The 24,736-nt window shown below is 70.0% G+C and carries 14 protein-coding genes and 1 pseudogene; 8 read left to right on the forward strand and 7 right to left on the reverse strand.

What is annotated here, in order from left to right:
- Positions 1–223: 223 nt before the first annotated feature.
- The 3 genes and pseudogenes from ACQPY0_RS19480 to ACQPY0_RS19490 all read right to left on the reverse strand — a co-directional run.
- A pseudogene (locus ACQPY0_RS19480) lies at positions 224–624 on the reverse strand (IS1380 family transposase); the annotation flags it as partial.
- 1,040 nt (positions 625–1,664) lie between these two features.
- On the reverse strand, positions 1,665–2,567 hold the full coding sequence (locus tag ACQPY0_RS19485; protein WP_432990764.1) for a hypothetical protein: 903 nt from the start codon (positions 2,565–2,567) through the stop codon (positions 1,665–1,667).
- A gap of 333 nt (positions 2,568–2,900) precedes the next feature.
- Positions 2,901–4,370 carry an aspartate ammonia-lyase gene (locus ACQPY0_RS19490; protein ID WP_432990766.1) on the reverse strand — a complete coding sequence of 490 codons (1,470 nt, stop codon included), beginning with the start codon at positions 4,368–4,370 and terminating at the stop codon, positions 2,901–2,903.
- Between the two features lie 250 nt (positions 4,371–4,620).
- On the opposite strand from ACQPY0_RS19490, the gene ACQPY0_RS19495 reads away from it, so the two are divergent.
- The 5 genes from ACQPY0_RS19495 (at position 4,621) to ACQPY0_RS19515 (ending at position 9,354) form a co-directional block, all read left to right on the forward strand.
- A complete protein-coding gene (locus ACQPY0_RS19495) occupies positions 4,621–5,439 on the forward strand; it encodes a glutamate ABC transporter substrate-binding protein (RefSeq protein ID WP_432990768.1) in 819 nt (272 codons plus the stop codon).
- A gap of 78 nt (positions 5,440–5,517) precedes the next feature.
- Positions 5,518–6,204 (forward strand): response regulator transcription factor, encoded by a 687-nt coding sequence (locus ACQPY0_RS19500; protein WP_432990770.1) that lies wholly within the window; start codon positions 5,518–5,520, stop codon positions 6,202–6,204.
- 4 nt (positions 6,205–6,208) lie between these two features.
- Positions 6,209–7,603 (forward strand): sensor histidine kinase, encoded by a 1,395-nt coding sequence (locus tag ACQPY0_RS19505; protein ID WP_432990772.1) that lies wholly within the window; start codon positions 6,209–6,211, stop codon positions 7,601–7,603.
- Complete coding sequence (locus ACQPY0_RS19510; RefSeq protein WP_432990774.1) at positions 7,600–8,583, forward strand: TAXI family TRAP transporter solute-binding subunit; 984 nt, start codon at positions 7,600–7,602, stop codon at positions 8,581–8,583. Before ACQPY0_RS19505 ends, ACQPY0_RS19510 begins: the two co-directional genes overlap by 4 nt.
- Positions 8,584–8,706: 123 nt before the next feature.
- Positions 8,707–9,354 carry a hypothetical protein gene (locus ACQPY0_RS19515; protein WP_432990776.1) on the forward strand — a complete coding sequence of 216 codons (648 nt, stop codon included), beginning with the start codon at positions 8,707–8,709 and terminating at the stop codon, positions 9,352–9,354.
- 563 nt (positions 9,355–9,917) lie between these two features.
- Here ACQPY0_RS19515 and ACQPY0_RS19520 read toward each other — a convergent pair.
- On the reverse strand, positions 9,918–10,835 hold the full coding sequence (locus ACQPY0_RS19520) for an IS701 family transposase (RefSeq protein WP_432990778.1): 918 nt from the start codon (positions 10,833–10,835) through the stop codon (positions 9,918–9,920).
- Positions 10,836–10,938: 103 nt separating this feature from the next.
- Here ACQPY0_RS19520 and ACQPY0_RS19525 point away from each other — a divergent pair, with 103 nt between their 5' ends.
- On the forward strand, positions 10,939–11,505 hold the full coding sequence (locus tag ACQPY0_RS19525; RefSeq protein ID WP_432990780.1) for a hypothetical protein: 567 nt from the start codon (positions 10,939–10,941) through the stop codon (positions 11,503–11,505).
- Between the two features lie 62 nt (positions 11,506–11,567).
- On the opposite strand, the gene ACQPY0_RS19530 is transcribed toward ACQPY0_RS19525, so the two are convergent.
- The 3 genes from ACQPY0_RS19530 to ACQPY0_RS19540 all read right to left on the reverse strand — a co-directional run bounded on the left by ACQPY0_RS19530 (position 11,568) and on the right by ACQPY0_RS19540 (position 14,365).
- Entirely contained in the window at positions 11,568–12,086 is a 519-nt protein-coding gene (locus ACQPY0_RS19530) for a hypothetical protein (protein WP_432990782.1), read from the reverse strand.
- Positions 12,087–12,425: 339 nt separating this feature from the next.
- Complete coding sequence (locus ACQPY0_RS19535; protein WP_432990784.1) at positions 12,426–12,830, reverse strand: recombinase family protein; 405 nt, start codon at positions 12,828–12,830, stop codon at positions 12,426–12,428.
- Positions 12,831–13,924: 1,094 nt separating this feature from the next.
- Positions 13,925–14,365: a hypothetical protein gene (locus ACQPY0_RS19540; RefSeq protein WP_432990786.1), complete on the reverse strand. Its 441-nt coding sequence runs from the start codon at positions 14,363–14,365 to the stop codon at positions 13,925–13,927.
- Positions 14,366–14,474: 109 nt separating this feature from the next.
- Between ACQPY0_RS19540 and ACQPY0_RS19545 the strand changes: the two genes are divergently transcribed.
- Both ACQPY0_RS19545 and ACQPY0_RS19550 read left to right on the forward strand, forming a co-directional pair.
- On the forward strand, positions 14,475–22,724 hold the full coding sequence (locus ACQPY0_RS19545) for a hypothetical protein (protein WP_432990788.1): 8,250 nt from the start codon (positions 14,475–14,477) through the stop codon (positions 22,722–22,724).
- A 230-nt stretch (positions 22,725–22,954) separates the two neighbouring features.
- Positions 22,955–24,703: a serine/threonine protein kinase gene (locus ACQPY0_RS19550; RefSeq protein WP_432990790.1), complete on the forward strand. Its 1,749-nt coding sequence runs from the start codon at positions 22,955–22,957 to the stop codon at positions 24,701–24,703.
- Positions 24,704–24,736 lie beyond the last annotated feature (33 nt).

The following is a 24,736-nucleotide window of genomic DNA, read 5'->3' on the forward strand; positions in this document are numbered from 1 at the left end:
GTCGTTTGATCATCATTGATGGCCAGTGTTCCATTGTCATCAATGCCGTGTCAGTGCTCAATTCCCCCCAAAGAAGCACGCGACGAGTCCTCCCTTTGAGTGACCTGTACCTCCTGCCAGTCGGGCGGCTAAGCGGGTCCTCGGAAGTTCTGCGCGTAACTGCGGGGTAGCCACGGTGAGGTCCACGGTGCAGCGGTGGTCAGCATCTGATCCGGTGTTCGTCTTCGGCGATCGCGACGCTGACGGAGTAGCGGATGTTGAGGCTGTGCTCGCGGAGGCTGCGGATGCGGGTGAGCGGACCGTGGGTGCAGCTGGCCGTGTCGGTCCGGGTCAGGATCGGGGTGCCGTGCCGGTCGACGTCGGGGATCTGGGCGAGTGCTTGGTCCAGGACGGTGATGTGATCGGCGGTGGTGTTCGACCCGGCCCGGCCTTCGCGCGGCATCCCGGACGGCGCTTCGCGGGTGTTGTCCAAGAAGCAGAACAACGGATGGAACCCGAACGTGTGCTTCCAGGTCGGGGCCGGGGCTTCCTTGCCGGATTGGCAGATCGCGATCGACGCGCGTCCAGTTCGAGGACCAGGTCCGGGACCGGCAGCCCGGCTGCTGACGTCAGCGGCAGCTCGCCTCGGGCTCGGCGGAAGGAGGGCCGGGCGGACGGTCATGCAACGAGTTCCGCTCGGCGAACCGAACCGCCTGACCCCGGCGAGGGACGCGCGTCGCCCAAAGAGAGGACACGGTCACATGCTTCTTTGGAGGGAATTGAGCACCTGGCTCGACTTTGACGACGATGGGGCAGATGGCCGCCCGCGGGGCAGCGGAACCTGGGGGAAGCATGGCGGAGCAGCCGGATGCGGCGTTCGCCGGGGCCCGGCAGCCGACCCGGCAGCGGCCTCTCCAGGCACCGGATGATGCCGGGCAGCGCAGCGGGACCCATGTCAAGCCCTGCGCACTATGGCCGGACGACCGGGTCAGCGTCGTCGCACCCGTCTATCCGGCCGAGATGATGGCCCCGGCTGCTGCGGTGCCGTCGGCGTATCGGATGGCATCGGTCGGGCGGCGGATCGGGCCGAGGATGGGGGTGCTGTGGGTACGGGGCGGCTCCGGCCGATGGTGGTGGATGGCTGGCCGGAGCACCCCCACCAGACCGGCCGACGGCATCCTGCGATGGCCGGATTGTAGGGGGGCCATGCTCACGCGCCCGCAACCGGGCCTCGCCGTGGCGGTGGCCGACCAGCGCCGTGCCGGGCAGGACTGCCTGCCCGGCACGGCGTCCCAACTTCCGGGCGGCGCGCTGGAGCTAGGCCCTACGAACGTTGGTCGGTTCGGACACCAGCATCCCACTTGGCCTTCGTGGAGGAACACATGAGCTACACACACTCATGGCGCTGCCAACCCGGCAGCGGCTGGTACGCCGCGGCCTGGCCACAACTGTTCACCGACACCCGCCGCATCCTGGACACCGCCGCCGGACTACGCCTCGCCGGACCCGATGGTACCGGTACACCGACGTTCGACCCGACCGGTGGCATCGCCTTCAACGGCACCGTCGGCCAGACGTGCGACGCATTCCGCCTGAAAAGCCCCAGCCCCAGCCCCAGCCGGCCTCAACGGCGCTACTGCCAAACCAGCGCACACCCCTACGACCTTGCCGTCACCACAGTCCTGCTACGCGCCCACCTCATGCTGCCCAGCACCTTCCACATCAGCAGCAGCGGCATCTGGAACACCGACTGGCAACCCGCCCGCGACCTCATCTGGCAGCTGTTCCGCCTCGCGATCCTGGCCGATCCGCTGGTCGACACCACCGAGCTTGATCTTTGAGCACACCAGGAGCGCGGAGGGGCCGATGTAGGTACGGCCAAGGAGGTAGAGCGCCGTCACGTAAGCCGTGCCACCGCGAGCCAGCGTCACGTCAGGATAGGCGGGATAGGCCTGTGAGGCAGTGACCAGGTGGAAGGTGGGGCCGAAGTCCGGGTCGGCGGCTCCGGTCAGGCGGACGTTCGGCGGGTTCGCGAGCGTCCACGGCCAGCCAGTTCTGCTGGTCAGGATCGATCCCCGCGCCCAGAGCGTGATGGCGACCCTGGCGGCGACGCCGGTCAGGGCGCCGGTGAGGGCCATGACGAGCGCCTCGGCCGCGAGGGTCACCCGGAGCCAGCGGCGGGTCAGGCCGATCGCGTGGAGCAGGGCGGTCGCGGCGTCGAGGCGCTGGTTCAGCAGCTCGTTGAGGCTGCTGACGTACTCGTCGTGGTCGTAGGCGACCACGGACGGGAAGGTGGCCAGGGCCCGGTCCAGCGCGGCGCGGGCGTCGAGCTTCGGGACGCCGGCGGCCGGGTCGAGCTGGACCTCGGCGAGGCGCGGGGGCGGATCGCCGTACACGGCGGTGATGTCCTCGGGCGTCAGCCAGACCGTCCGGGTGCCGGGCGCGACCGATGCGACCGGGAACGGGCGGCCCTGCAGCGTGATGGTGCCGCCCGCCGCGACCCCGGCGTCGGCGGTCACGACCGCGGTGCCCGGGCGGGGCGCGCCGGTGTGGACCTCGAGGCCGGGGTTGCTCCCTGGTTGGTGCACGGCAGCGGCTATGACCAGGTCCAGTTCCAGAACGAGGACACTGGCGCCTGCCTCGACAGCAACGGAAACGGAAGCGGCTACCGCCATGTCTGTAACGGGGGCGGCTACCAGAAGTGGAAGTTCGGCTTCTGAGGCATGCCCGGTAAGCGATAGCCGGTGTGCCTGCCGCCTCCCGGTGTTGGATGACGCGCCGCTCGGCCTGCGGGCCGGGCGGCGCGTGCGGTCTCAGACCGGGATGCCGGCGACGCGCATGAACGCCACTGCGTTGCGGATCGTCGTTGGGATGTGGACGTGACGATGCCGGGACCGCCCGACTGGTTGACGTGCGCAGGATCAGTCGGGCAGGTCGATCTCGGCGAACGGGCGGTGGGGGCGGGTGAGCTGAATGGGGTCGCCGAGGAGGGCGTCGAGTTCGTCGCGGGTCAGCAGGCCGTGGTCGAGTACGAGTTCGTGGGCCCCCTTGCCGGTGGTGAACGCCTCATGGACGAGGCTCGACGTCTGCGCGTAGCCGATGTACGGGCTGAGTGCGGTGAGCACGCCGATGGACCGCTCGACGGTGTGACGCAGGTGGTCGCGTTCGGCCTCGATGCCGGGTACGCAGCGGTCCGCGAGGACCTGGCATCCGGCGCGCAGGTAGGACACGCTGGTGAACAGGCTGTGCGCGATGATCGGTTCGAAGGCGTTGAGCTGCAGCTGTCCGCCCTCGGCGGCCATGGTGACGGTCATGTCGTGGCCGACCACGGCGAAGGCGATCTGGTTGACCACCTCCGGGATGACCGGGTTCACCTTGCCTGGCATGATGCTCGAGCCTGCCTGCACCGCCGGCAGCCGTATCTCACCGAAGCCCGCCTGGGGCCCAGACGACAACAGTCGCAGGTCGTTGCAGATCTTGGACAGCTTCACCGCGATGCGCTTCAGCACGCCCGAGAGCTGGACGAAGACACCCGCGTCCTGGTTCGCCTCGATGAGGTCCGGCGCCGTCGTCAGGGTGATGCCCGTGATCGACGTGAGGTGGCGGCGCACCACCTCGGCGTACCGCGGATGGGTGTTGACGCCCGTCCCGATGGCCGTGCCGCCGAGATTGATCTCCGTGATCAGCTTGGTTGCCTCGGTCAGCCGGTCGATGTCCTCGCCCATCATGACGGCGAAGGCGCCGAACTCCTGCCCGAGGGTCATCGGAACGGCGTCCTGCAGTTGGGTACGTCCCATCTTGACCACGTTGGCGAACTCGTCGGCCTTGGCTTCGAACGCCGCCCGGAGCTCCGCCATCGCTGTCAGCAAGCGGCCTGTGGACATGTGGAGGGCGATCTTGATCGCGGTCGGGTAGACGTCGTTGGTGCTCTGGCTCCGGTTGACGTCGTCGAGCGGGTGCAGCCGTTCGTAGTGTCCCTTGGGCTGACCCAGATGCTCCAGCGCCCGATTGGCGATGACCTCGTTGGCGTTCATGTTCGTCGAGGTACCGGCGCCGCCCTGCACGACGTCGACGACGAACTGCTCGTGCAGCATGCCGGCGCGGATGTCGGCGCAGGCTGCGACGATCGCGGCGGTCTTGTCCAGGGTGAGCATGCCCAGCTCCCGGTTGGCCAGCGCGGCCGCCTGCTTGCAGCAGGCCATGGCCACGACCAGGTCGCGGTGCATCGCGATGGGCACTCCGCTGATCGGGAAGTTGTCCACCGCGCGTGCGGTGTGGATGCCGTAGTAAGCCTCGGCGGGTACGTCACGGTCGCCCAGGAGATCGTGCTCGGATCTGACCCGTTGGGCGGTGGTCGAAGCCTCGGGTTCGTCGGTAGTCAGCGGCTGCATCGGCGCCTCTTCCGGTCGGGTTGGGCCTGGTCGTCCGAGTCAACCGGGGGCGGGGCGCCCCGACCGGGGACTTGAGCGTCTCCGGAACTTGCCACCCGATGCTGACCTTCGTCCCCCACGATTCCCAACCCCGCCGCCACATGAGCACGACCGGCGGCCGAGACCGAGGAGCAGCGCATGCGGCGAGCTCGCGTCCCGTCGATCGTGGTCGCCTGGGTCCTGACCTTGACCGGAGGCGAGCGCCTGCGGAATGGGTGACACCCCCTCCAGCCACGACAACGGACCGGTCGCGGAAGTCACGTTCGAGGCCGGCACCACGATGGACCGGCTCCATCGCGCCGGGAAGATCAGGATCGGTACCAAGTTCGACCAGCCGGGTTTCGGGCTCGCAGGCCCGGACGGCAAGCCGACCGGCTTCGACGTGGAGATCGGTAAGATCGTCGCCGCCGAGCTGGGCATACCGGCGGCTGGCATCGAGTGGGTCGAGTCCACACCGAAGGTCCGGGAGGAGTACCTCGGGACCGGCAAGGTCGACATCGTGGTTGCCACCTACACCATCACTGCCGAGCGGCTCGAACGCGTCGACTTCGCCGGTCCGTACTACGTCGCCGGCCAGCAGATCACGACCCGCACGTCCGGCAACTCGGTCACCGGCCCGAAGACGTTCCGCCTCGGTACCAAGAAGGTCTGCTCATCGACCGGGTCCACCCCGGCGAAGAACATCACCACGTACCTCAAGGACCCGGCGGCGCAGCTCGTCCTCTTCGACGTCTACACCAAGTGCGCCGACGCCCTGAGAGCCGGCCAGGTGGACGCGGTCACGACCGACAACGTCATCCTCACCGGCTTCGTGGCCCAGCACCCCGAGGACTTCAAGCTCGTCGGCGCCAGGTTCACCACCGAGCCGTACGGGATCGGCCTGCGCAAGGGCGACCACAGGTTCCGCGCCTTCGTCAACGACGTCCTGGAGACGATCGCCAAGGACGGCCGGTACGCCAAGGCGTGGACCGGCACCGCCGGGAGGTACGACCCGGCCATGCCCGAAGCGCCCGCGGTCAGCCGGTACTGAGTCCGCACGGCCGGCGCGCTGGTCATGCCACCGCCAGCTCACACAGCAAGACCCCACGCTTTGCCGATGGAGAATCCGATGAAGGTGTTGGTCGTCGAGGACGACGACAGGGTGATGGCCGCGCTGCGTGCCGTCCTGGCCCAGCACGGCCTGGACGTCGCCTGCGCCCGCACCGGCGAGCAGGCGCTGGAACTCGTCGCCGACGGCCCCGACGTCGTGCTGCTCGACCTGGGCCTGCCGGACCGCGACGGGTTTAAGGTGTGCACACAGATGCGCAAGGTGTCGAACGTGCCGATCATCGTCGTCACGGCCCGGGCGGACTGGCGTTCGCGCGTACACGGGCTGAATCTCGGCGCCGACGACTACATCGTCAAGCCATATGCCCCCGCCGAACTGGTGGCCAGGATCCACGCCGTGACACGGCGCGCGGGCCAGGCACCCGCCACCGGCTCCGCACCGCAGGTTTTCGGGCCGGTGAGCCTGCACCCCGAGTCGCGCATCGTCACGGTGGACGACCGGTGTATCCACCTAACCGCCAAGGAGTTCGACGTGTTCGCGCTGCTCGCCCGCCACCCCGGCGTGGTGTTCCGCCGGGAACAGATCATGAGTGAGGTGTGGGGCACCGCGTGGGAGGGCGCGGGGCACACGCTGGAGGTGCACGTCGCCTCGCTGCGTCAGAAGCTCGCCACGCCGGGGCTCATCAAGACCGTTCGCGGTGTGGGCTACCGGCTGACGCTCCCGGTCCTGCCCTCCGCGGACGCCTGAGCCGATGCGCACGCGGCTGGTCGTGCTGCTGACGCTGCTCATTGGATGCGTCCTGGCCGCGCTGAGCGTGCCCTTCGGCCGGAGTATCGCCGCCGGGCGCCAGCAGGAGATGTTCGTCGACCGGCTGCAGGACACCAGCCAGTTCGCGGCCATCGCGCAGCAGGCGACCACGTCCGTCGCGCAGGAGGCGCTTCGTGACGACCTCGAGCGCTACGCCGACCTGTACGGCATCACGGTCGCTGTGGTCGGCCGGGGAGGCACGACGTGGGCGATCTCCGGCGCGCTGGCCGATCTCGACCGGGACGACGTCGTCGAACGCATCCGCCAGGCGGCGGCCGGGCACCAGAGCACCGCACCGCCGACGATCTGGCCCTGGTCGGACCGGCCCATCGTCGTGGCGGTGCCGGTGATCCGCGGTGACAACGTCGTCGCCGTGGCGGTCACCGTCTCGGTCGCGGCGCGACTGCGGGTCAGCGTCGGGCGCGACCTGCTGCTCCTGTTCGTCGCCGACCTGGCCGCGATGGTCCTGCTCGGCGCTGCGGCGACGCGTCTGGCGACGTGGGTGCTGCGGCCGGTCTACGTGCTCGACGCCGCGGCCCGCCGCATCAGCTCGGGCGACCTGACCGCCCGGATCGGCGGGGTCACCGGCCCGGTCGAGCTGCGCCGGCTGTCGACCACGTTCAACGGCATGGCGCAGGCGGTCGACCTGGCGATGCAGCGTCAGCAGGCTTTTGTCGCCGATGCGTCCCACCAGCTGCGCAATCCGCTGGTGGCGCTGGTCCTGCGGCTCGAAGCGCTCGGCATGGGCCTCGACGGTCAGCAGCGTCAGCAGTTCGACCTGGCCCGCGACGAGGCGGTGCGGCTCGGCGAGATCCTCGACGAGCTCCTCGAACTGGCCACGGTCGTACACGTGACGGCCCGGCCGGTCCGTACCGACGTGCACGACCTGGTGGGGGGCCGGATCGCCGCCTGGCGACCGCTCGCCGACCGGCGCGGAGTGCGACTGCCCGGCCTACCCGCCACGGAACCCGCCCCGGCCGCCGTCGCCCTGGTCGATCCGATCCTGGTCTCCTCCGCGCTGGACGCCGTGCTCGACAACGCGGTGAAGTTCACACCCGGCGGAGGCCAGATCACCGTCGCCGTCACGTCCACGGCCGCGGCCGTGGACGTCGAGGTGACCGACAGCGGGCCGGGGCTCAGCGAGGACGACCTGGCCCACGTCGGCGACCGGTTCTGGCGCAGCGCCGCCAGCCAGAACATCCCCGGGAGCGGACTGGGTCTCAGCATCGCCCGGGCGCTGCTGGAGACCACCGGAGCCACGCTTGCCTTCGCGGGAGTCGAACCGCACGGCCTGTGCGTGACGATCCGGCTGCCACGCCCGGCCGGCGGTGGGGCGTGACCCGCCGGGCTGGCCGCCGGTGGATCCTGGCCGCGGCCGCCGCGGTCCTGCTCGGCGTGGCCGGATACACGAGCTCACCGTGGACGTGGTCCGGCTCCGGCAGCCGGCGGACGACACCGGTGCTGCTCGCCATCGGCGACTCGGGCGAGGTGGACCACAGCTACGGCCTGGCGCTGGCGGCTGCCGCCGGCGGCGAGCTCGGCCCGACCGGCACCCTGACCACCGCCGGTGCCGTGGAGAACCTCCATCTGCTGGGCCGGGGACGTGTGACGTTCGGGTTCGCGACCGCGGACACGGTGGAGGCGTACGCCGCTCAGTCGGCCTCGACCGGCGAGGCGCCCGTACGCGCGCTGGCCCGCCTGTACGACAACTACGTCCACCTGATCGTCCGGGCCGAACTGCCGGTGCACACCGCCGCCGACCTGCGCGGGATGCGGGTGTCCGTCGGCAGCGGCGGGTCCGGCACCGCGCTCGTCGCCGACCGGGTCCTCCGCGCCGCCGGGCTCGACCCCGACGGCGACCTGCGGCGGATCGAGCTGAGCCTCACCGACGCGAACACGGCCATGCGCGAGCGCCGCATCGAGGCGTTCTTCGTGACCGGAGGGCTGGCGACGCCGGCGGTGCTCGACCTGGCCCGGCAGTCCGCGGTCCGCCTGATCGATCTCGCCGACATCGCCGCGACACTGCGCTCCACCTACGGCTCCTACTATCAGGCCGGCAGCGTGCCGGCCGGCACGTACCGGGGGATGACCGGGCCGGTCACGACCCTCGTCGTGCCCAACCTGCTGCTGGCCACCGAGGCCACGCCGGACGACGTCGTCGAGCGGATGACCGGCGTGCTGTTCGCGAGCGCCGCGGGGATCACCGGCTCGGTCCCCGCGGTCGGGCAGGTCGACCGCCATGCGGGGATATTCACCGGCGCGGTCCCGCTGCACGACGGCGCCCGCGCGTACTACCGCGCGGCCAAGGTTGCGCGCTGAGGGACACGCCCGCGGCCGCATCCACAAGCCTTCCTCAAGAACCGCCGCCGGACGGACGCCGTCAATAGCCTCCATCTACGTCGATACACACGACGCCGGTCATGGGGTGACGGAGGAGTTCAGATGTTCCCGGTCATCGCTCAGGTCCAGTCGGCTCTGGCCACCACCGAATCTTCGGCCGCCGCCACGGCGTTCGACGCCGCCGTCATGTACCGGTACCTCACCGGGGCTCGTGCCGGGACCCGCCGGGACCGGCCGGCGAGCTGGCACGACCGCGCCGCCGGTGTGGTGGCCGACTTCGACTCGCGGGTCGCGGCCCACCGGTTCGGCACGGCCCTGTCCGCCCCCGGGCGCCAGGTCAACGTCGTGTCCGTCTCCGGCGGGATTCGCCACCGGCACCTCGTCCACCGGGTGACGGTGGACGCCGCAGCGCTCCAGCCGGTCGTCGACGCGCTCACGACGCTGTGGCGGGCCGGCGCGGGGGTGCTGGTCGACCCGACACTGCTCGGCCCCACGGACCCCCGCCGGCGGCGCCGCCAGGAGTACGCGGGTTCGGCGTGGCGCGGCGTGCTGCTCGCCGGCCGGCCGGTGCGCACCTCGGGCGCCCTGCTGATCCGCACGTTGGACCTGGAACTCGCCATGGTCCTCGTCCGCTCCGCCCGGCTGCTCGGCGCGCACGCCGTGACCGCGCGGGACAGGGGCGGCCGGTTCGTCCGGCTCGAGGGTGGCGACACCGTCGCCCGCCTCCTCCCGGCGATCGTCGAGCGCTGAGCCCGGCGACCGCCCCGATGACCACGATGGCGTGTCACCCCCTGAGAGCCACGCCATCGTGTCCACCTCCCCGTATTGATAATCCACTCGTCGTCCCCGCGCATGCGGGGTGGTCCGCCGGTCAGCTGCTACCAGCAGCTGTCAATCCCTTGGATCGTGGATTCCGTGATGCGGCCTGGGCCTTCAGCGCTCGAGCGTGATCGGCTGTAATCGATCATTGAGTATCCGTCGCAGACGGAGTGCTGGGCGGGCGGACAAGCAGTTCCACGATCTGTTCAACCTCGTTGCCGACCTGGCCACCCTGCGGGTGGCGTGGCTGCGAGTACGAACGAATCGTGGAGCCCGTAGCGCCGGGGTCGATGGTGTCAGCTGCTCGTATGTGGAGCAGCAGCAGGTCGGCGAGGAGCCGTTCCTTCGCGGGCTTCGCGACCGGCTCGAACAAGGCGCCTACCGGCCCGAACCCGTGCGGGAACGGGCGATTCCCAAGAAGGTTGGCAAAGTCCGCCGACTCGGGATTCCAACGGCTATCTGCCACTCCGAGAAGGAACACGCCGCACCGACGTTCAAACGTCCGGGGCAGCGGTGGGCAGGATCGTTGCGGGGGCACGGGTCTTCGCCTGTGCGGCGGTGACGGCGCAGACGGCGAGGGCGGCCATGGCCAGCACGAGGTGGCGGTTGAGGGCGGTGTAGAGGCGGACCTGGGCATGATCGAGGCCGGAGTGGTCCTTGCCGAACTCGAAGTCCTCCTCGACCGGCCAGCGTAGACACGCCACCCGCACCAAGGTCATCAGCGGGACCGTCCGGCCCGGCGGGACGTGGCAGTAGTGGTAGGCGACCTCACCGGTCTGCAGATGCTTGCGCAGCAACAGGAAATGCTGCGGGCTGCGGGTCGCGACCCACGCCCAGGCGTACCGCCGGTGGCCCTTGGATCCGGGTACCGCACGGATCTGCCAGCTGTCCTGAGTGGACAGCACCGTGTTCACCACCGCGTCAGCGCGCATCCGGATACCCACAGCCAGGTCGGTGTGGAACGCCCGGCCCACCCGAAGCACGTATCCGATCCCGTTGTCCTCGCAGAAACTGCGCAGTTCGCCGGAGCGACCGTAGACTTCGTCGCCGGCGCACCATCCGGGCATCGTGGCGTCGGTGATCATGTCCCGCAAGATGTCCACGGCCAACTGTGGTTTGGACCGGAACGCGGTCTGCGCCCCGATACCCAGCACGGCCCGGCGATCCGGGTCTGCGAGCTGGTCGGCGGGAACGTAGATCCGGGCACCGACCAGAGCGTGCCCGGACGGGGTGGCATAGGAGCAGTACACCGTGTTCACCCCGTTCGCGATCCGCCGGGCGCAGCCCATGTACAGCCGCTGCACCCCGGCGGTCGCCGCACCGTCCTTCTCCTGCCCGGACTCGTCCAACGCCGCCACGACCAAGGGCTGAGCACGCAACGCCTCGACCACGAACCCGCGGATCGTCGCCATCGCCGCGTCGTGGTCCCACACCGCGCGGGTTGGTCCGCGCCCGGGCGTCAATGGGTCTTTCGGCTCAAGAACGCCCGTCCGCGCAGCCGATACCGTGCGGAGTATGTCGGACTGGCTCTACGGTCGGCGCCGGGCACCCCGGACGCGGCGCATCTGGCGATCGGTTGTCATGACAATACTGGTGATGGCGACCGTCCTGGTGCTAGGGAAAATCACGGGCGGGTCGTCCGGGACGGATGCCTCGCGGACCGGCGACGCCGCGCCGACGCGGACGACGGCGCCCCCGCCACCCGCATTCGCCCCGATCAGCGTGCAGACCGAGGACCCCGGCAACACCCTCTTCGGGGGCGCAGGCGTCGTCGACTGCGCCACCTGCGACGGCGGCGCCCGGGTGCGTTACATCATAGGCGTGAACCGCGTGGTGGTCCGCGCCACCGCGAACGTGGCAGGCACCCGCACCGTCACCGTCGTTTACGAGACAGACGTGCCGCGCCTCCTCAAGGTCTCGATCAACGACGGATTGCCGTACGTCACTACCGTCGACGGCACGAGCTGGGAGGCCCCGCGCCGGCTGACGTTCACCGCGACGATCCCGGCGGGCGAGGTCAACGTGGCGCTCTTCAATGAGGAAGGAGCGGCGCCGGATGTCGACAAGGTGACCATCACCTGACCGGTGAGCTGCTCGAACACGCAACCTCAGCGGCTTATTTGCGTCCGTTCCCAACCATCATGTCAGGAGACGTTAGCGATGCCGTGCGGTTGGCAGGTTATCCGTTGGCCAGCCTCAGACGGCGGCAAGTTCCGCTGAGAGCTTGCGTTGTTCCACCGATCGTCGTTCACACCCTGGCCCTCGGTTGCGTCGGCGGCCGTGGCGTCGTTGCGCCTGCCGGTTTTGGCGTCGCTGAAGTCTATGAAAGATCTTTCGGTATCTGCTCGTGTTTCGCGTCTATGCGGCGGCTGCGGCGCAGGCCAGGGCGTAGTCACGTAGTATTTCGGGTCGGTCTGACCTGTGCGAACGGTGGAAAACCGGGCTGCGATAAGGGTCTTGCGGGGCTTGGTGAGCATGTCTTCGAATGATGGCTCGGTCTTGGTGTCGTACCACGGCTGGGTCTGGCGGCGAAGATCGACGTCGTCGGGGTGGTGACCGGGCACCGCGTACCAGACGATGACCAGTGACTGGATGAGCATCCCGGACGGCACGGTCCGTTCGACGGCCCTCGGTAGCCGGTTGCGTGCCTGCCCGACTCCCATGTGCTGTTTCCCAGCGGCGTTCGCCGGCTCGATCGGCCATCGCGTCGCGTATAGCTCGACGATTCCGGTAGCGGCGGGCTTGCCAGGCTTGTCTCCCTTGAAGACGTGGGCCCACGCCTTGGCCCGTCAGCCAGCGGGTCAAGCCGGCGATCGTGGCGCCCTCGTCGGTGTAGCGGCGGAACATCTCCGCGACCAGGGCCGCCTCGGCCTCAACAATCTCGTAGCAGGCGCCGGCCTCGGGGGTCTTGCGCAGGTAGCGGTAGCCGAACGGAGCGCCGCCGAGGACGTTCACCGACCCCGACCGGGCGCGGAACGTCTTGCCCCGCCGGTAGCGCTCCATCAGCTGAGCCTTCTCGTACTCGGCGAACATGCCCTGGAACTGCACCGCAGCTGATCTTCGGGGCTGTCCCCGCGCGGGCCGCGTACGAACTCCACCCGGGTGCCGGCCCGGGCGAACTCCTCGATCAGCAGCGCCTGGTAGGCGAACTTGCGGGCCAGCCTGTCCGGGGAGTAGACCAGCACGACGTCCACGCCCACGGACGCGACCAGGTCACGCAGCCGTTCCAGGCCGGGACGCAGCAACGTTGCCCCGGAGTGGCCCTCGTCCTCGAAAACCCACTCCTCAGGCAGTTCGACGCCCAACTGCCCGGCGTGCGCGCGCAGCGCTGCGGTCTGCGAGCCGATCGTCTCGTCCTTCTTCTGCCGGGCCGAGGACACCCGGGCGTAGATCGCTGCGCTCGTCATGGGACGCTCCCTTCTGACCGGCCCGGACACGGGCCCGGCGTGGTGGCACCAAGATGGCGTAGGCCGCGGAGACATCCGCGGCCGCGTGACGGTCGAACACGACCTCGACTTCCACACTGCGTCGGCTCATTCCGTTGCACGCCAGGGCTTTCGGCACAGCACAGACGACCGAGGCCGTGCCGCCACTGCGAAAGTCCAGACAAAGGCCGTCCCGGCCCCGGCACCCCAACGCGCCCAGGCCAGCTGCGCAGCCGCAGAACGGCCGACCATCACATCAATATACTTACATCAATACCGCTTATCGGCCGCTACACGCCGTTCACGCTCAACCCGCCGATAACGCAGCGTCACGTCAAACGAGAAGTTGCAGACCCATCCCACAAGCTCTGGCCTCCACGCTACGTGGGGAACCGCACCCCTCGGGATTGTAAGAAAAAGTCTCCACTCTTCACCCGCCCTCCGTCAGCCGGACACGGAGGCAATACCGGCTGGGTGGTGGGGGGTGTCAGTGTGCGGTGCTGGTCTGTGGGTGTCGCGCTGTCGTGAGAGGGGAGTTGGGTGGTGGTTGGTGATGGTTGTCGGGAGATTTTGGTTGTGCCGGGTGGGTTGGTGTTGACGGGTGGGTTGGTGGGGGTTGGGGATTCGGTGGCGTTGGCGGCGTCGGTGGTTGCGGTTCGGCCGGTTGATGCGGCGTTGGTGTTTTTGGTGGAGGAGGTGCCGCGTTCGGCGGTGGGGTTGGGGTTTGTTCGTGGTCAGCCGTTTGGGGATCAGTTGGTGTTGGTGCCGTGGGGTGTTGAGCGTTGGGGGGTTGGGGGGGTGCCGTTGGTGGATGATGCGGTGGCGGTGGAGGGGCTTGCGGATTTGTATGGGGTGCAGGTGCAGGTGCCGGTGGGGTTGGCGCGGTCGGGGCGGTTGGTTGGTGTGGATGTGTTGGGTCGGGAGGTGGGGTGGGGTGAGGCGGTGGCGGTGCGGGGGTTGCCGTGGTCGCATGTGGCGGCGCGGGAGGCGGTGCGGGAGGCGGTGGGGTTTGGTTCGGGTGGGGCTGAGCCGTCGTGGGGGCGGCTTGAGTTGTTGGTTGGGGTGTTGGGGGAGATTCAGCAGCGGTTGCGGGTGTCGGTGCCGTCGGCGGCGTTGGCCTTTGCGGTGTATTTGGCGCGGTTTGCGGTTCTGTCGGAGGTGGATGCGGGGGTGTTGGCGCGGAAGGTGATGCCGGTGTCGGTCGCCGATTTGTTGGCGGTGCTTGGTGGTGGTCTGGTGCCGGTGGGGGATGTTGATGCGTTGGTGGATGGCTTGTTGCGTGTGCCTGGTTCGGCGGCGTTGGTGTGGTTCGGGTCGCGTGATGGGGGGCCGGCTGTGATGGCGTGGTTGATGGGGGGTGTTGGGGGTGGTGCGTTGTGGTGGTTTGGGGCGCCGTCGGGTTCGGGTGGTGTTCCGGGGCCGGTTGTTACGCGGGTGGTGGATGACTGGCGGTTGGCGGCGTTGGGTGATCCGGCGACGGTGGTGTTGGTGGTTGGTCCGGATGGCCGGGCGACCACGGTTGCAGCGTTGGGTGGTGGGTTGGGGGGTGGCGGTGGTCCGGCGTTGTCTGACCTGCTGCCGTTGCGGTCGGGTCAAGAGCCAGTGGTCGGGCGGGAGGAGTTGACCGTGTTCACGGTGACGGACATCGAGTTGGATGATCCGGCTGCGGCTGGAGGGCCATCCGCGTCGGCCGCGCAAGAGTCGGTGACAAGTCAGCGCGGCGAACCGACCGGCAGCATGAACGACCCGCCGCCGGTCGCCGCACTGCTGCCGGTGCCGAGCAAACCGGTCGAGGATGTCGATGATCCGGACCTCGAGCCGCTGGGCTCGACAGCGCCGGTGTCCGCGAGCCTCGGCGGTGACGCGTCCAGCCTCGCCGACGCGCCGACCTCGCTGGCGCCGGGTCACAGTGACGTATCGATGGATTCTGGGGGTCGGAGCGTGGCCAACGGCAAGCAACCGGCGGATTCGATGACGCTCAACATGCGCGGCCCGGTCTCGCCGTCCGTGTCCGAGTTGGAACTGGAATCCCAGCTGGAAGTGTCGCCGAAGGCGCAGCAGGCCGAGGAACGCGGGCTGCCCTGGTTCGTCGAGGCCGGAATGGACGGCGACTCGTTCATTGCCCACGTCATGCCATTCGTGGACCCGGCGGAAAGGGCCGTCGCCGGGCAGAGCCGGGAGCAGGCCGAAGCGGCCGCGGTCAACCGCGCCGTGGACGACATCGTCAACCTCGTCGTCGGCAAACGCGACGGCCTGAGGAACGAGCTGCGGGCTCGGCTGCGCGAGGCGCTGACGGACGACGAGCACACGCACTGGACTCGGCTGCTGCGCGAGGGTCTGCTGGTCCGCGACGGCGCCGACTGGGTCGAGGTCCGGTTCGCGATGGGCGAGCGGACTCGTGCGGACGCCCTGGAGTTCGGTCCGCACGCGGGCCGGGACTGGGTCACCCAGAGCACCAGCCGCTACGGCGACATGACGGCCAAGGACGCCACCATTGAGGGGCTCGAGCACAAGGGTCAGGCCGGGCCGGAGTTCATCGGCCGGAAGCTCACCGACATCCTCAGCCTGCTGGCGGGCAAGATCCAGATCAGCGCCGGCCGGATCGACACCCGCAAGCACGGGACCGCGCACGAGCTGCAGGCGGGCAGCCGGTCCCTGGCCAACGCCCTCGACACGTACCTGGCCGACGTGCGTGCCACGGTGTCTGTCAACGGGGCGACGCACCCCACGCAGCCGACGTTGGCCAGGCACCTGGTGGTGGCCTATCCACAGCCGTTCGCGCAGCGCCCCGGGCAGGAACCGGGGCCCTGGCACGACGTCGTCGACTCGGACGCCGTGTTCGAGGTCAACCACACGCTCAACGGCATTGAGGTGGAGCCGATCGCGCGGAGCCTGCGACGGCTGCTGGTGAACACCAACTTCTCGGTGCTGCGCCGCCTCGGCTTCCAGAAGCGGGGGCGCAGCGCCCGGGTGGCCCGGACGGAGCGGGAAATCCGTTCGGAGTACATGCACGAGAAGGCGCTCAAGGACCGCAACCGGTACCTCACCTCGGGCACGTACGTGTCCGACGAGATCACGCTGCCCGACCGCAGCACGGCGGTCCTGGTCGCCAAGGCGACCCTCAAGAAGGTGCGGCACATCGGCGCGGCCGCACCCGTGCTCCGTGACGACCAGGCGGCGACATACACCACCAAGACGGCGCGGAGGCTCGGGACGAAGGCGGAGGTGAAGTTCCCCTTCGACAACCTACTGTTCAAGGCGCTGTCCGTCTCGTTCTCCGCCGGCGGGGGCGTCGAGCGGTCGTTCGGCTACACCTTGCAGGACCAGTTCCAGGCGAAGACCGCCTTCATGTCGAGCCCTCAGCTGGGGCAGCAGCGGTATGAGGCCGAATGGGCCATCGAGATCGCGGTGCAGTCCGGCTCGCGGAAGTTCATCGGAGCGGTCCGGGCGAGCACGAGGAGCGAGCTGGCCGTCGCGCACCAGCACGCCGCGCAGTTCGAGCACCGGGCGCTTGGCGGCGTTCAGACGGTGGCACTGGCCGAGAGTGTTGCCAGGGGTGAGCTGCCGGTCCTCGGTGATCCGGGCCGGGCCGATCCGGATGCGGCCGCGTCGCCGGTCGGTGACCTGCTGGGGGTGCACCCCAACGATCTGAAGGGCTTCATGCTCGGCACGCGGCGGCGTGCCCGCCTGGTGTGGCGGGGCGCTACGACCTTCGTCGCCAACACGGCCGACCGGTTCAGCAGCCCGAGCGACCCGTTCACCGACCACAACCCGGTGACCGGCGCGGCCGAGCTGGCCGCCTACGCCCGCAGGCACGGGCCGACCCAGGTATACCTGCCGCCGGAGGTGGCCCAGCTGCGGCAGTGGCAGGCGCTGCGCGGGTCCGGCGCGCCGGTGACGCTGCTGGACGTGCCGGACACGGAGACCATCCCGACGCCGGACCAGACGCCGCTGCGGTTCGTCGTGGACAACACCGGCGCAGTGATCGGTGCGCTGGGCTTCAAGGGCATCGACATGCCGAGCCGCTGGCTGCCACAGGAGACCTCCAGCGAGCGGTCGCGGGCGGCCGGGACGTCCGGCCTGCCGGAACCGTTCACTGCGGAGCATCCGGTCAGGGACCCGGACGAGGTGGCGGCCTACGCCCGCGCGCACGGGCCGGTCCAGGTACATCTCCCGCAGGAAGTGGCCGGCCGGCCGGAATGGCGGGGACTGGGCGAGGCCCCGGAGTCGGAGGTCGTGCTGGTCCCTGGGCCGCCGCAGACGCGCGCCGTGCCGGTGCCTGATCAGACACCGCTGCGGTTCGTGGTGGACGCCGATGGCGCCGTGCTCGGGGCGTACCGCGGCTTCGTCGAGCCCGGCGGCGGCATCAATCTGCCGACCGCCTGGATCCCACAGGCCGTGCCGGACGGCTCGGAAGGCCCGGCGCAGCCGGCGGACGGGACCGCAGCGCCACCGCAGGCCCGGTCGGCGGCGCCTGCGGCGGACGAGCCGTTCACCGAGCAGAACCCGGTCACCGGCGCCGTGGAGCTGACGGCCTACGCCCGTGCCTTCGGGCCCGTGCAGGTGTACCTGCCGACGGAGGTGGCCGCCCGGCTGGAGTGGCAGGACCTGCGCAACTCCGGCGCACCGGTGACGGTGCTGGACGGTCCGGTCGAGCAGCAGGCGACACCGCTGGAGGACCAGCGGCCACTGCTGCGCTTCCTCGTCGACGACGGGGGAACCGTGATCGGCGCGCTGGCCTTCGAGGAGGTGGCGCCCGGCATGGTCGTCCCGGCCGTGTGGAAGGCGCAGGCCGCCCCCGAGGAGCCTGCCGGGAGCACGCCGCTGCGGGACCCGTACGAGCCGCCGGAGCTGGCCAGCCGGATCTCGGTATGGCCCGCGCGGGTGCGTGAGGTGCCCGGCGCGCAGGACGTGTACTTCGCGGCCGTGGCCATGCTGACCAGGATGGTGCTCGATGCCGGCGTGGGCGACCTGCTGGTCCGGTCGGGCCTTTCGAAGCTGTACCGGGACATGGCGCTGCGGTTCGCCACGCCTGCCCTGCGGGCGCGCTTCGTCGATGCGGCGAGCGGCGGCATCGACTTCCGGATCGAGCTGGGTGGCTACGAGTTCGAGGTGAGCGTGGCGACGCGCGTCGGTGCGCTGCTGCGCCCGTCGACCGTGGAGCCGGGCGAGTCGATTGACGTGCAGAACAGGAGCGCGTTCGCGGCCTCCGTCGGCGAGGAGCGGGGCTGGCGGGTCAGCGGTGACCTCGAACCGGCGTGGCACGGGCACGTCGGCGAGGACTGGCTGTTCGACCTGGGCGTCATGTACGGGGCCGGTCACGGGCAGACCCGCAGCGCGCAGACGATCACCGGCAGCAAGATGTACTTCCGGGAGCGGCTTAACGGCGACGTCCGCCGGTTCGACTACACCACGCCTTGGGGGGTCTACGGCGTGGTGCGGCAGCATGACAGTCTGCGCCGCCGGCCCGACCCTGTCATCCTGGACGGCCCGAGGTACTGGACGCCGCTGCGCGTGCCGCCGCAGTACCTGCCGGTGCACGACGGCCCGGGCACACCGGCCAAGGGGCAGGTCGTCCAGGTCAGACCGTTCCCGCTGCCGTCGTCGCCCGACCTGACGGAACGGGCCCTGGCCGGCCACCAGGAGTGGAGCATCCCGTCGGGTGACCTGTCGGGGCTGTCCGTGCTGGTTCACGGCTCGGAGTGGCTGACCAAGGTTGCGGGCGACCTGGTTCGTCGGCACGCCGGGCAGGAACCGGTCGCGGACAGGTCGGACATCCCGATCGAGATCCGGGAGGGGCTGCGGACAACGAACCTGCCGGCACAGTTCGAGGCGATGCTCTCGCCCGATGCGGCGGTGATCATGCTGCCGGAGCAGAACGGCTGGAACCGGGCTGTGAGCATCAGGCTGAGGCTGTTCAACCAGCGGTACGAGGGACGCCGCGACGCGTCCACCGAGGACTACCTGGAGACCGACGGCCGCTACAGCGTCAAGCGCGGGTTCTCCACGAAGGTGGCCGAGGTCAGCGGCGGCGTCAGCACCGTGGTGCGGGTCTTCGACACGGGCCACGACGCGCAGGACCCGGCCCCGGCGCACAGCGTGTCTCATGACGCGTCCCATGCTCCGTGGCACGATCCGTGGCACGGTCCGGAGCCGCCGCACGTCCCCGGGGACCCGCACCGTCTGGTCCCGCGCCAGCGCGGTGGCGGGTCGAACGCACCGGCCGGCGGCGGCCCGGCCCGCGGCGGCGACATCTCCGACGCCAACGCCACCAGTGACCGCCTGCTGTGGGGGCCGCCCCGGCCGACCTGGGAATACTCCCGAGGACGGGCGGAGAACGAGATCGGCGGCAACCTGACCATCAACATGACCACCTACGCGGCACCCGGCTACCGCAACCGCGCTGACGCGCTCTTCGAGATCACCAGCTTCCGGTGGCAGGGCGACGGGGCCGCGCACACGGCCCGGGACAGCCTGTGGGTCGACGGCGGCGTGCTGGTGGGCGCTCCGCACGTGGTCGCAATCGACCTGGGGTTCGACGTGCCGGCCGGTGCGCTGGCCGATGAGCCGACCGCGCCGCCGCCCGCGGACACCCGGACCGCGTACGTCAAGTTCGACGCCGCGCTGGCACTGGGCACGTCGATCAGCTTCCGCTCCCACAACCTGGTCGACAAGATCAAGGATCTGCTGGTTGCGCACGGCGCGCTCGCACGCGCCCAGCGTGACGTGCCGACCGCCACGGTCCGGGGCGTGACGAACAAGTTCTCGGATCGGGCGTTGCGCCGTACCGCCATCACCCTCAAGGGCGGCGCGATCGAGCACACCGTTACGGTGCCGGCCGCGACGCTCGCCGGCAGGCTGGCGGGCAACACCCGCAAGCTGAAGATCAAGGTGACCGCGCAGTGGGGGCCGGAGCAGTACCGACGTCTGCGCTCGGACGCCTCGGCGACCATGGGCGGGCAGTCGTTCGACATCAGCTCCGAGAGCCAGGAGTCGGCCAGCAGTTGGTCGTGGGACCTGTTCAAGCTCGCCGGTCGCAGGGTCTTCGGTGACTTCCGGCTCAACCTCAGCGGCGACGCCGGCACGAAGACCGAGTCGAAGACCGAGACCGAGGAGACGACGACCGGGCGGGACATCCGGCGCATCGCGGTCAAGCCGTCACCGCAGCAGCCGCAGCCACCGGCGGACGGGCAGGCGCACGGACAGAGCCAGCCCGTCACCGGCCGATCGGAGGAGTTCACACACGACCTGAGCCTCAAGGTCGAACTGTTCGACGTCACCGAAGTCCACGAGCCGGCTCGCCTCGTCGGCGACGCGCTGCGGTGGGTCGCGAAACACGTCGGAGGCACCGATCGGGCCGCGACCCCGATCGGCACGGTCGACAACATCCGCGGCCGGATCAAGGCGCTGGTGCCGCAGTTCATGGTCCGGGACGAGCCGCAGCCGGCGACGTCGGCCGCCGACCCCTCCACCGAGCGGCACCCGCAGCCGCCGGCCGCCGTGCCGGACGGGCCGCAAGCCTTCACCGACGTGCTGTCGAAGTACGTGCTGATGATCGCCACACCGCAAGCGGCACAGGTGGCGGCACTGGCGGCCGGAGCCGCCGCACCGGTCGCGGGATCGACCGGGACGTCCGCGCTGCACCCGGCGCGGGTGGACGGGGACATACTCGCCGTGGCGCTCAGCGAGAACAACCTGCGCACCGCGGGCCCGCGACTGCTGCATCACGACCTCACGGTGCCCTCGATCACCGGCGACTCACTGCGTCAGGGGTTCGGCGTCACCCGCGGCACCCCGCTGGCGAGGTTCCACGCGACCGAGCTCAACTTCCCCGAGCTGGCGATCGAAGCGGAGACCAAACGGATTCTCGTCGTGCAGCAGGCGGGCCGGTTCGACCTCCATCCACAATGGACGACCGGGAAGAACTGGGCGCTCGGGTCCGGCTTCGCCTACGATCCGACGCGCAAGAGCGACCAAGAGCGGACCAGTTCCGCCGGTGACTACATCGAGTCGAACTTCACGTTCGACACCGAGTTCCTCGTGTACGAGTTCGAAGGCACCTTCGTCACCCACGGCAGGCGGGACGTCAGCGTCGGCGGCACGATGTACGGAATTCTGCCGAAGGACGTCGCCGAGGAACTCAACCGGGACCACGGTACCGTCTTCGGCGACCCCGACGATCCGTCCGTCACCGCACCGCCGCAGCGCTTCCTGCCCGCCGTGCCGCGAGCGTCGACGATGCGACAGGGTCCGACCACACCGACCGTCCAGGACCAGGTGCGTGCGCGGGAGGCGGTCGAGCGGGAGGCGGCTGAGCGGGCGCGGGTTGATGCGGCGGTGCGGGAGGCGGCGTCCGAGTGGATTGCTGTGGATGAGGTGCATGGTGCTGCGTGGCGGGCGGAGGTGCGTGCGCGGGAGGCGGTCGAGCGGGAGGCGGCTGAGCGGGCGCGGGTTGATGCGGCGGTGCGGGAGGCGGCGTCCGAGTGGATTGCTGTGGATGAGGTGCATGGTGCTGCGTGGCGGGCGGAGGTGCGTGCGCGGGAGGCGGTCGAGCGGGAGGCGGCTGAGCGGGCGCGGGTTGACGCGGCGATGCGGGAGGCGGCGTGGTCGGCGGATGGTGTGGCGGCGGCGGTGGTGCTGTTCCGGGCGCGGTTGTGGCAGTGGGCGGTGCGGATGCTGGAGCCGCGGGCTGCCGCGGCGGATCCGGCCGCTGTCGGGGCGAAGGCCGCGCTCGCTGATGTCCGCGAGCGGCTGGAGGGGTTGCACGGCCTGCTCGGCGACCTGACCCCGGCGTCGCAGCAGGGCGTGCGGGACCAACTCGTTGAGGCGGTCCAGGCGTACGATGCCGTCCGGTCGCGGTTGGCCGGCCGCGGCGACGCGAGTCTCGCGCCGCCACCCGCGGAGGAGCTGATGCGGGCGGCGCCGCGGTCGGACCCTGCCGCCCCGCCGGCCGGTGAGCCAGCCCGGGCCGCGGGGGCCGCCATGTCCAACGGTCTCGCCGCAAACCTGGTGCTCGACCCGCCGCAGCCGGCGACCGTCACTCTGCCCGATGTGCTGGCGGGGTGGTTGGCGCAGTCCAGTTGGCAGGAGGCTGAGGGGTATCTGCGGGCGAACGTGGCTGCGTTGCTGGAGCCGAAGAGTGTTGAGGCCATGCGGAGGCTGCGCCTGGGTGATCCGGACAACCGGGTGGTGGCGGCGTATGGTGCGATTCTTGAGTTGGTGGGTCAGGCCGGTGGTGTGAAGGCGCTGGCGGAGTCCCGTTACCGGCCGGTGAAGTCGATCACCATGATGGAGCCGTGGCCAGCTGTGGACGGGCCGGTGCCGGTGACGTTCGCGTTCGACTACCTGGCGCCGAAGCCGGACCGGCAGTCACGCAAGCCTTGGGATGACCGGTTGCTGCGGTTGATGTATCAGCGGCAGGAGTTTCGTGGGCTGGCTGTGGTCTTGGCGCGGGGGGTTGTGGAGCGTGGGCAGCAGCCGGTGCAGGGTCAGCGTTCGGGTCTCGACTACGGCGGGGGGAACGCGACGGTGTTCGCCGCGGTCGACAAGGTGCTGCGGATGTCGGTGACCAGGGCGAGCAGACCTGGGGCGAGTGGGCGCCGGCAGGAGTTCGACGACGTGAGTCGCTGTGCGCTGGCTCCGCAGGACAAGGCGTTCTGGGTGCTGCGGTTGGACGAACTGCGCGACCGGGTGCGGAAGTCCGGCATTCCCGGCCACCCCGATCGGCACGGCGTCGCGGCGCCGGCCCACGCGGCGCTGCTCGACCTGCTCACCGACACCCTGGCGAACTGCTCGCCGACAGCCGTGCAGGCCGGGTTGCGGTCGTCCGGCGCCGACCTGGATACCGTCGTGACATCGGCCCGCCGTCGCGACTGAGGGGTCAGTCGCCGTCGGCGTACCGGTGGCGACCGGCACGGCCGACCCGATCTCTGAGGAGACCGTTGCCGGTTGAAGCGACGCCGGGCGCAGTGCGCTCGCGGTAGAAGTCGACGTATTCGCCACCAGTTCTGCTCAACGGGTACCACAAAAATCATGAACACCGGGCAACATCACACTGTGCCGCCCGCCGTGCGTGCCGTAAAAATCGATCGGGTACACAATGGTGCATGTCCGACGCGCCCTCCCTCGTCGCCAACCGCTACCGTCTTCTGCAGCCGTGCGGCGTCGGCGGGATGGGCCGGGTGTGGCGGGCCAGAGACGAGGCGCTGCACCGCGACGTCGCCGTCAAGCAGATCATCCTGCAGCCCGAGCTGCTCGACAGTCCGCGCGACGTTGCGATGGAGCGGACCCTGCGCGAGGCGCGGGCTGCGGCGCGGCTGAGCCATCCCAACGTCGTACGGGTCTACGATGTGTTTGCGGCCGAGGGGCATCCGTGGCTGGTCATGGAGTATGTGCCGTCCCGCTCCCTGGACCAGGTCATCCGCGCCGACGGCCCGCTCGGGCCCACGCGGGTGGCGGAGATCGGCCTCGCCGTCCTCGACGCGCTGGAAGCCGCCCACCGCGCCGGCGTGGAACACCGCGACATCAAGCCGGCAAACGTCCTTCTCGCTGAGAGCGGACGAATCGTACTGACCGATTTCGGCATCGCGCGGGTCGAGGGCGAAGGCCACCTCACACGGACCGGTCTGGTGCTCGGCTCCCCCGAGTTCATCGCGCCGGAGCGCGCCCGCGGGGTCGTCGCGGGCCCGGCGAGTGATCTATGGTCGTTGGGGGCGACGCTGTACGCGGCGGTTGAGGGTCGTTCGCCGTTCGGCCGCGGTTCGGCGATGGAGACCCTGAGCGCGCTGGCCTCTGAGGAGGCCGAGCCGCCGCAGCGGGCCGGCGCGATGGCCCCGGTGCTGCGAGCGTTGCTGTGCAAGGATCTGCGAATGCGGGCCGGGTTTGTCGAGACGGCCGAACTGCTGCGCGCCGCCGCCGCGACCGAACCCGAGGTGGCCGAACCTCAGGCAGCCATGCAAACCGAGCACACCCTCGAACCTGAGCACACGATCGAACCCCAAGCCACGAGCGAGTCTGGCGGCGCCGACACGTTCGAGCCGGCCATGGGTACGGACGCCGAACCCGGGGAGGGCGTGGAGCAACAGTCGCCGGGCGACGTGGCGTCGACGGGAATCGAGCGGTCGGAGAGCGGCGGCGTGGCGCAGGAGGCTCCCGGCCGTACCCGGGGGAAGGCCATCACGCTTGTCGGGGCGACGGTACTGGTCGTCGTGGCGCTGGTGGGGTGGCTGACAGTTGGCTCCAACCGGCACGGACCGGGTGGTGGGACGGCCGCGCCGGGCGGGACCACAGGGTCAGCGGCCGTGGGGCTGATGGCCCCGACCGTGGGTGCCTCGCCCTCGTTCAGTCCGACGGTGGGCCCGAGCCTGATGTCCAGTAAGGCGTCGGCCAAGCCGACGCTTTCTGCGACGTCCAGTCCGTCCCCGTCGGGGCCGACGCGGTACAAGTTTGTTCATGTCCGTACGGGCAAGGTGATGACCGTGCCGAGTCGTTCGAGGGCGGCGAACGACATTCTGGTGCAGCAGGCCGACAGTGGTGGTGTTGATCAGCGGTGGCTGCTGGTCAGGGATGCCGATGGCATGGTTCGTATCAGGAGTGTGTTCAACGGGCTGGTGGTTTCGCCGCTCGGCGGGTCTGTTGATCCGTACGCGCTTGTTGCGCAGGTGCCCGATGTCAGTGCGGCGGCGACGCGGTGGCGGCTGAAGGACGTTGGTGGCGGGAAGTACCAGGTCCAGAATTCGAACAGTGGTTTACTGCTGGCCTTGCAGTACATGGTGGACACGGACGGCACGAGGCTGTTCCAGCATCCGGACACCGGCAACGATGACCCGCTCTGGCGGTTGATCCCGGCACGCTGATCCGCTCGTCTGCACAGCCGGTCAGGACAGTGC

It is taken from the genome of Dactylosporangium sp. CA-233914, assembly GCF_050942935.1.
In the GTDB taxonomy this organism is placed as follows: Bacteria; Actinomycetota; Actinomycetes; order Mycobacteriales; family Micromonosporaceae; genus Dactylosporangium.

Coding starts and splice junctions, on each gene's coding strand:
- ACQPY0_RS19490 (WP_432990766.1), bottom strand. CDS start 4,370: ATGCAGCCGCTGACTACCGACGAACCCGAGGCTTCGACCACCGCCCAA.
- ACQPY0_RS19550 (WP_432990790.1), top strand. CDS start 22,955: ATGTCCGACGCGCCCTCCCTCGTCGCCAACCGCTACCGTCTTCTGCAG.
- ACQPY0_RS19530 (WP_432990782.1), bottom strand. CDS start 12,086: ATGGGAGTCGGGCAGGCACGCAACCGGCTACCGAGGGCCGTCGAACGG.
- ACQPY0_RS19535 (WP_432990784.1), bottom strand. CDS start 12,830: ATGACGAGCGCAGCGATCTACGCCCGGGTGTCCTCGGCCCGGCAGAAG.
- ACQPY0_RS19495 (WP_432990768.1), top strand. CDS start 4,621: ATGGGTGACACCCCCTCCAGCCACGACAACGGACCGGTCGCGGAAGTC.
- ACQPY0_RS19525 (WP_432990780.1), top strand. CDS start 10,939: ATGTCGGACTGGCTCTACGGTCGGCGCCGGGCACCCCGGACGCGGCGC.
- ACQPY0_RS19505 (WP_432990772.1), top strand. CDS start 6,209: ATGCGCACGCGGCTGGTCGTGCTGCTGACGCTGCTCATTGGATGCGTC.
- ACQPY0_RS19500 (WP_432990770.1), top strand. CDS start 5,518: ATGAAGGTGTTGGTCGTCGAGGACGACGACAGGGTGATGGCCGCGCTG.
- ACQPY0_RS19515 (WP_432990776.1), top strand. CDS start 8,707: ATGTTCCCGGTCATCGCTCAGGTCCAGTCGGCTCTGGCCACCACCGAA.
- ACQPY0_RS19520 (WP_432990778.1), bottom strand. CDS start 10,835: ATGGCGACGATCCGCGGGTTCGTGGTCGAGGCGTTGCGTGCTCAGCCC.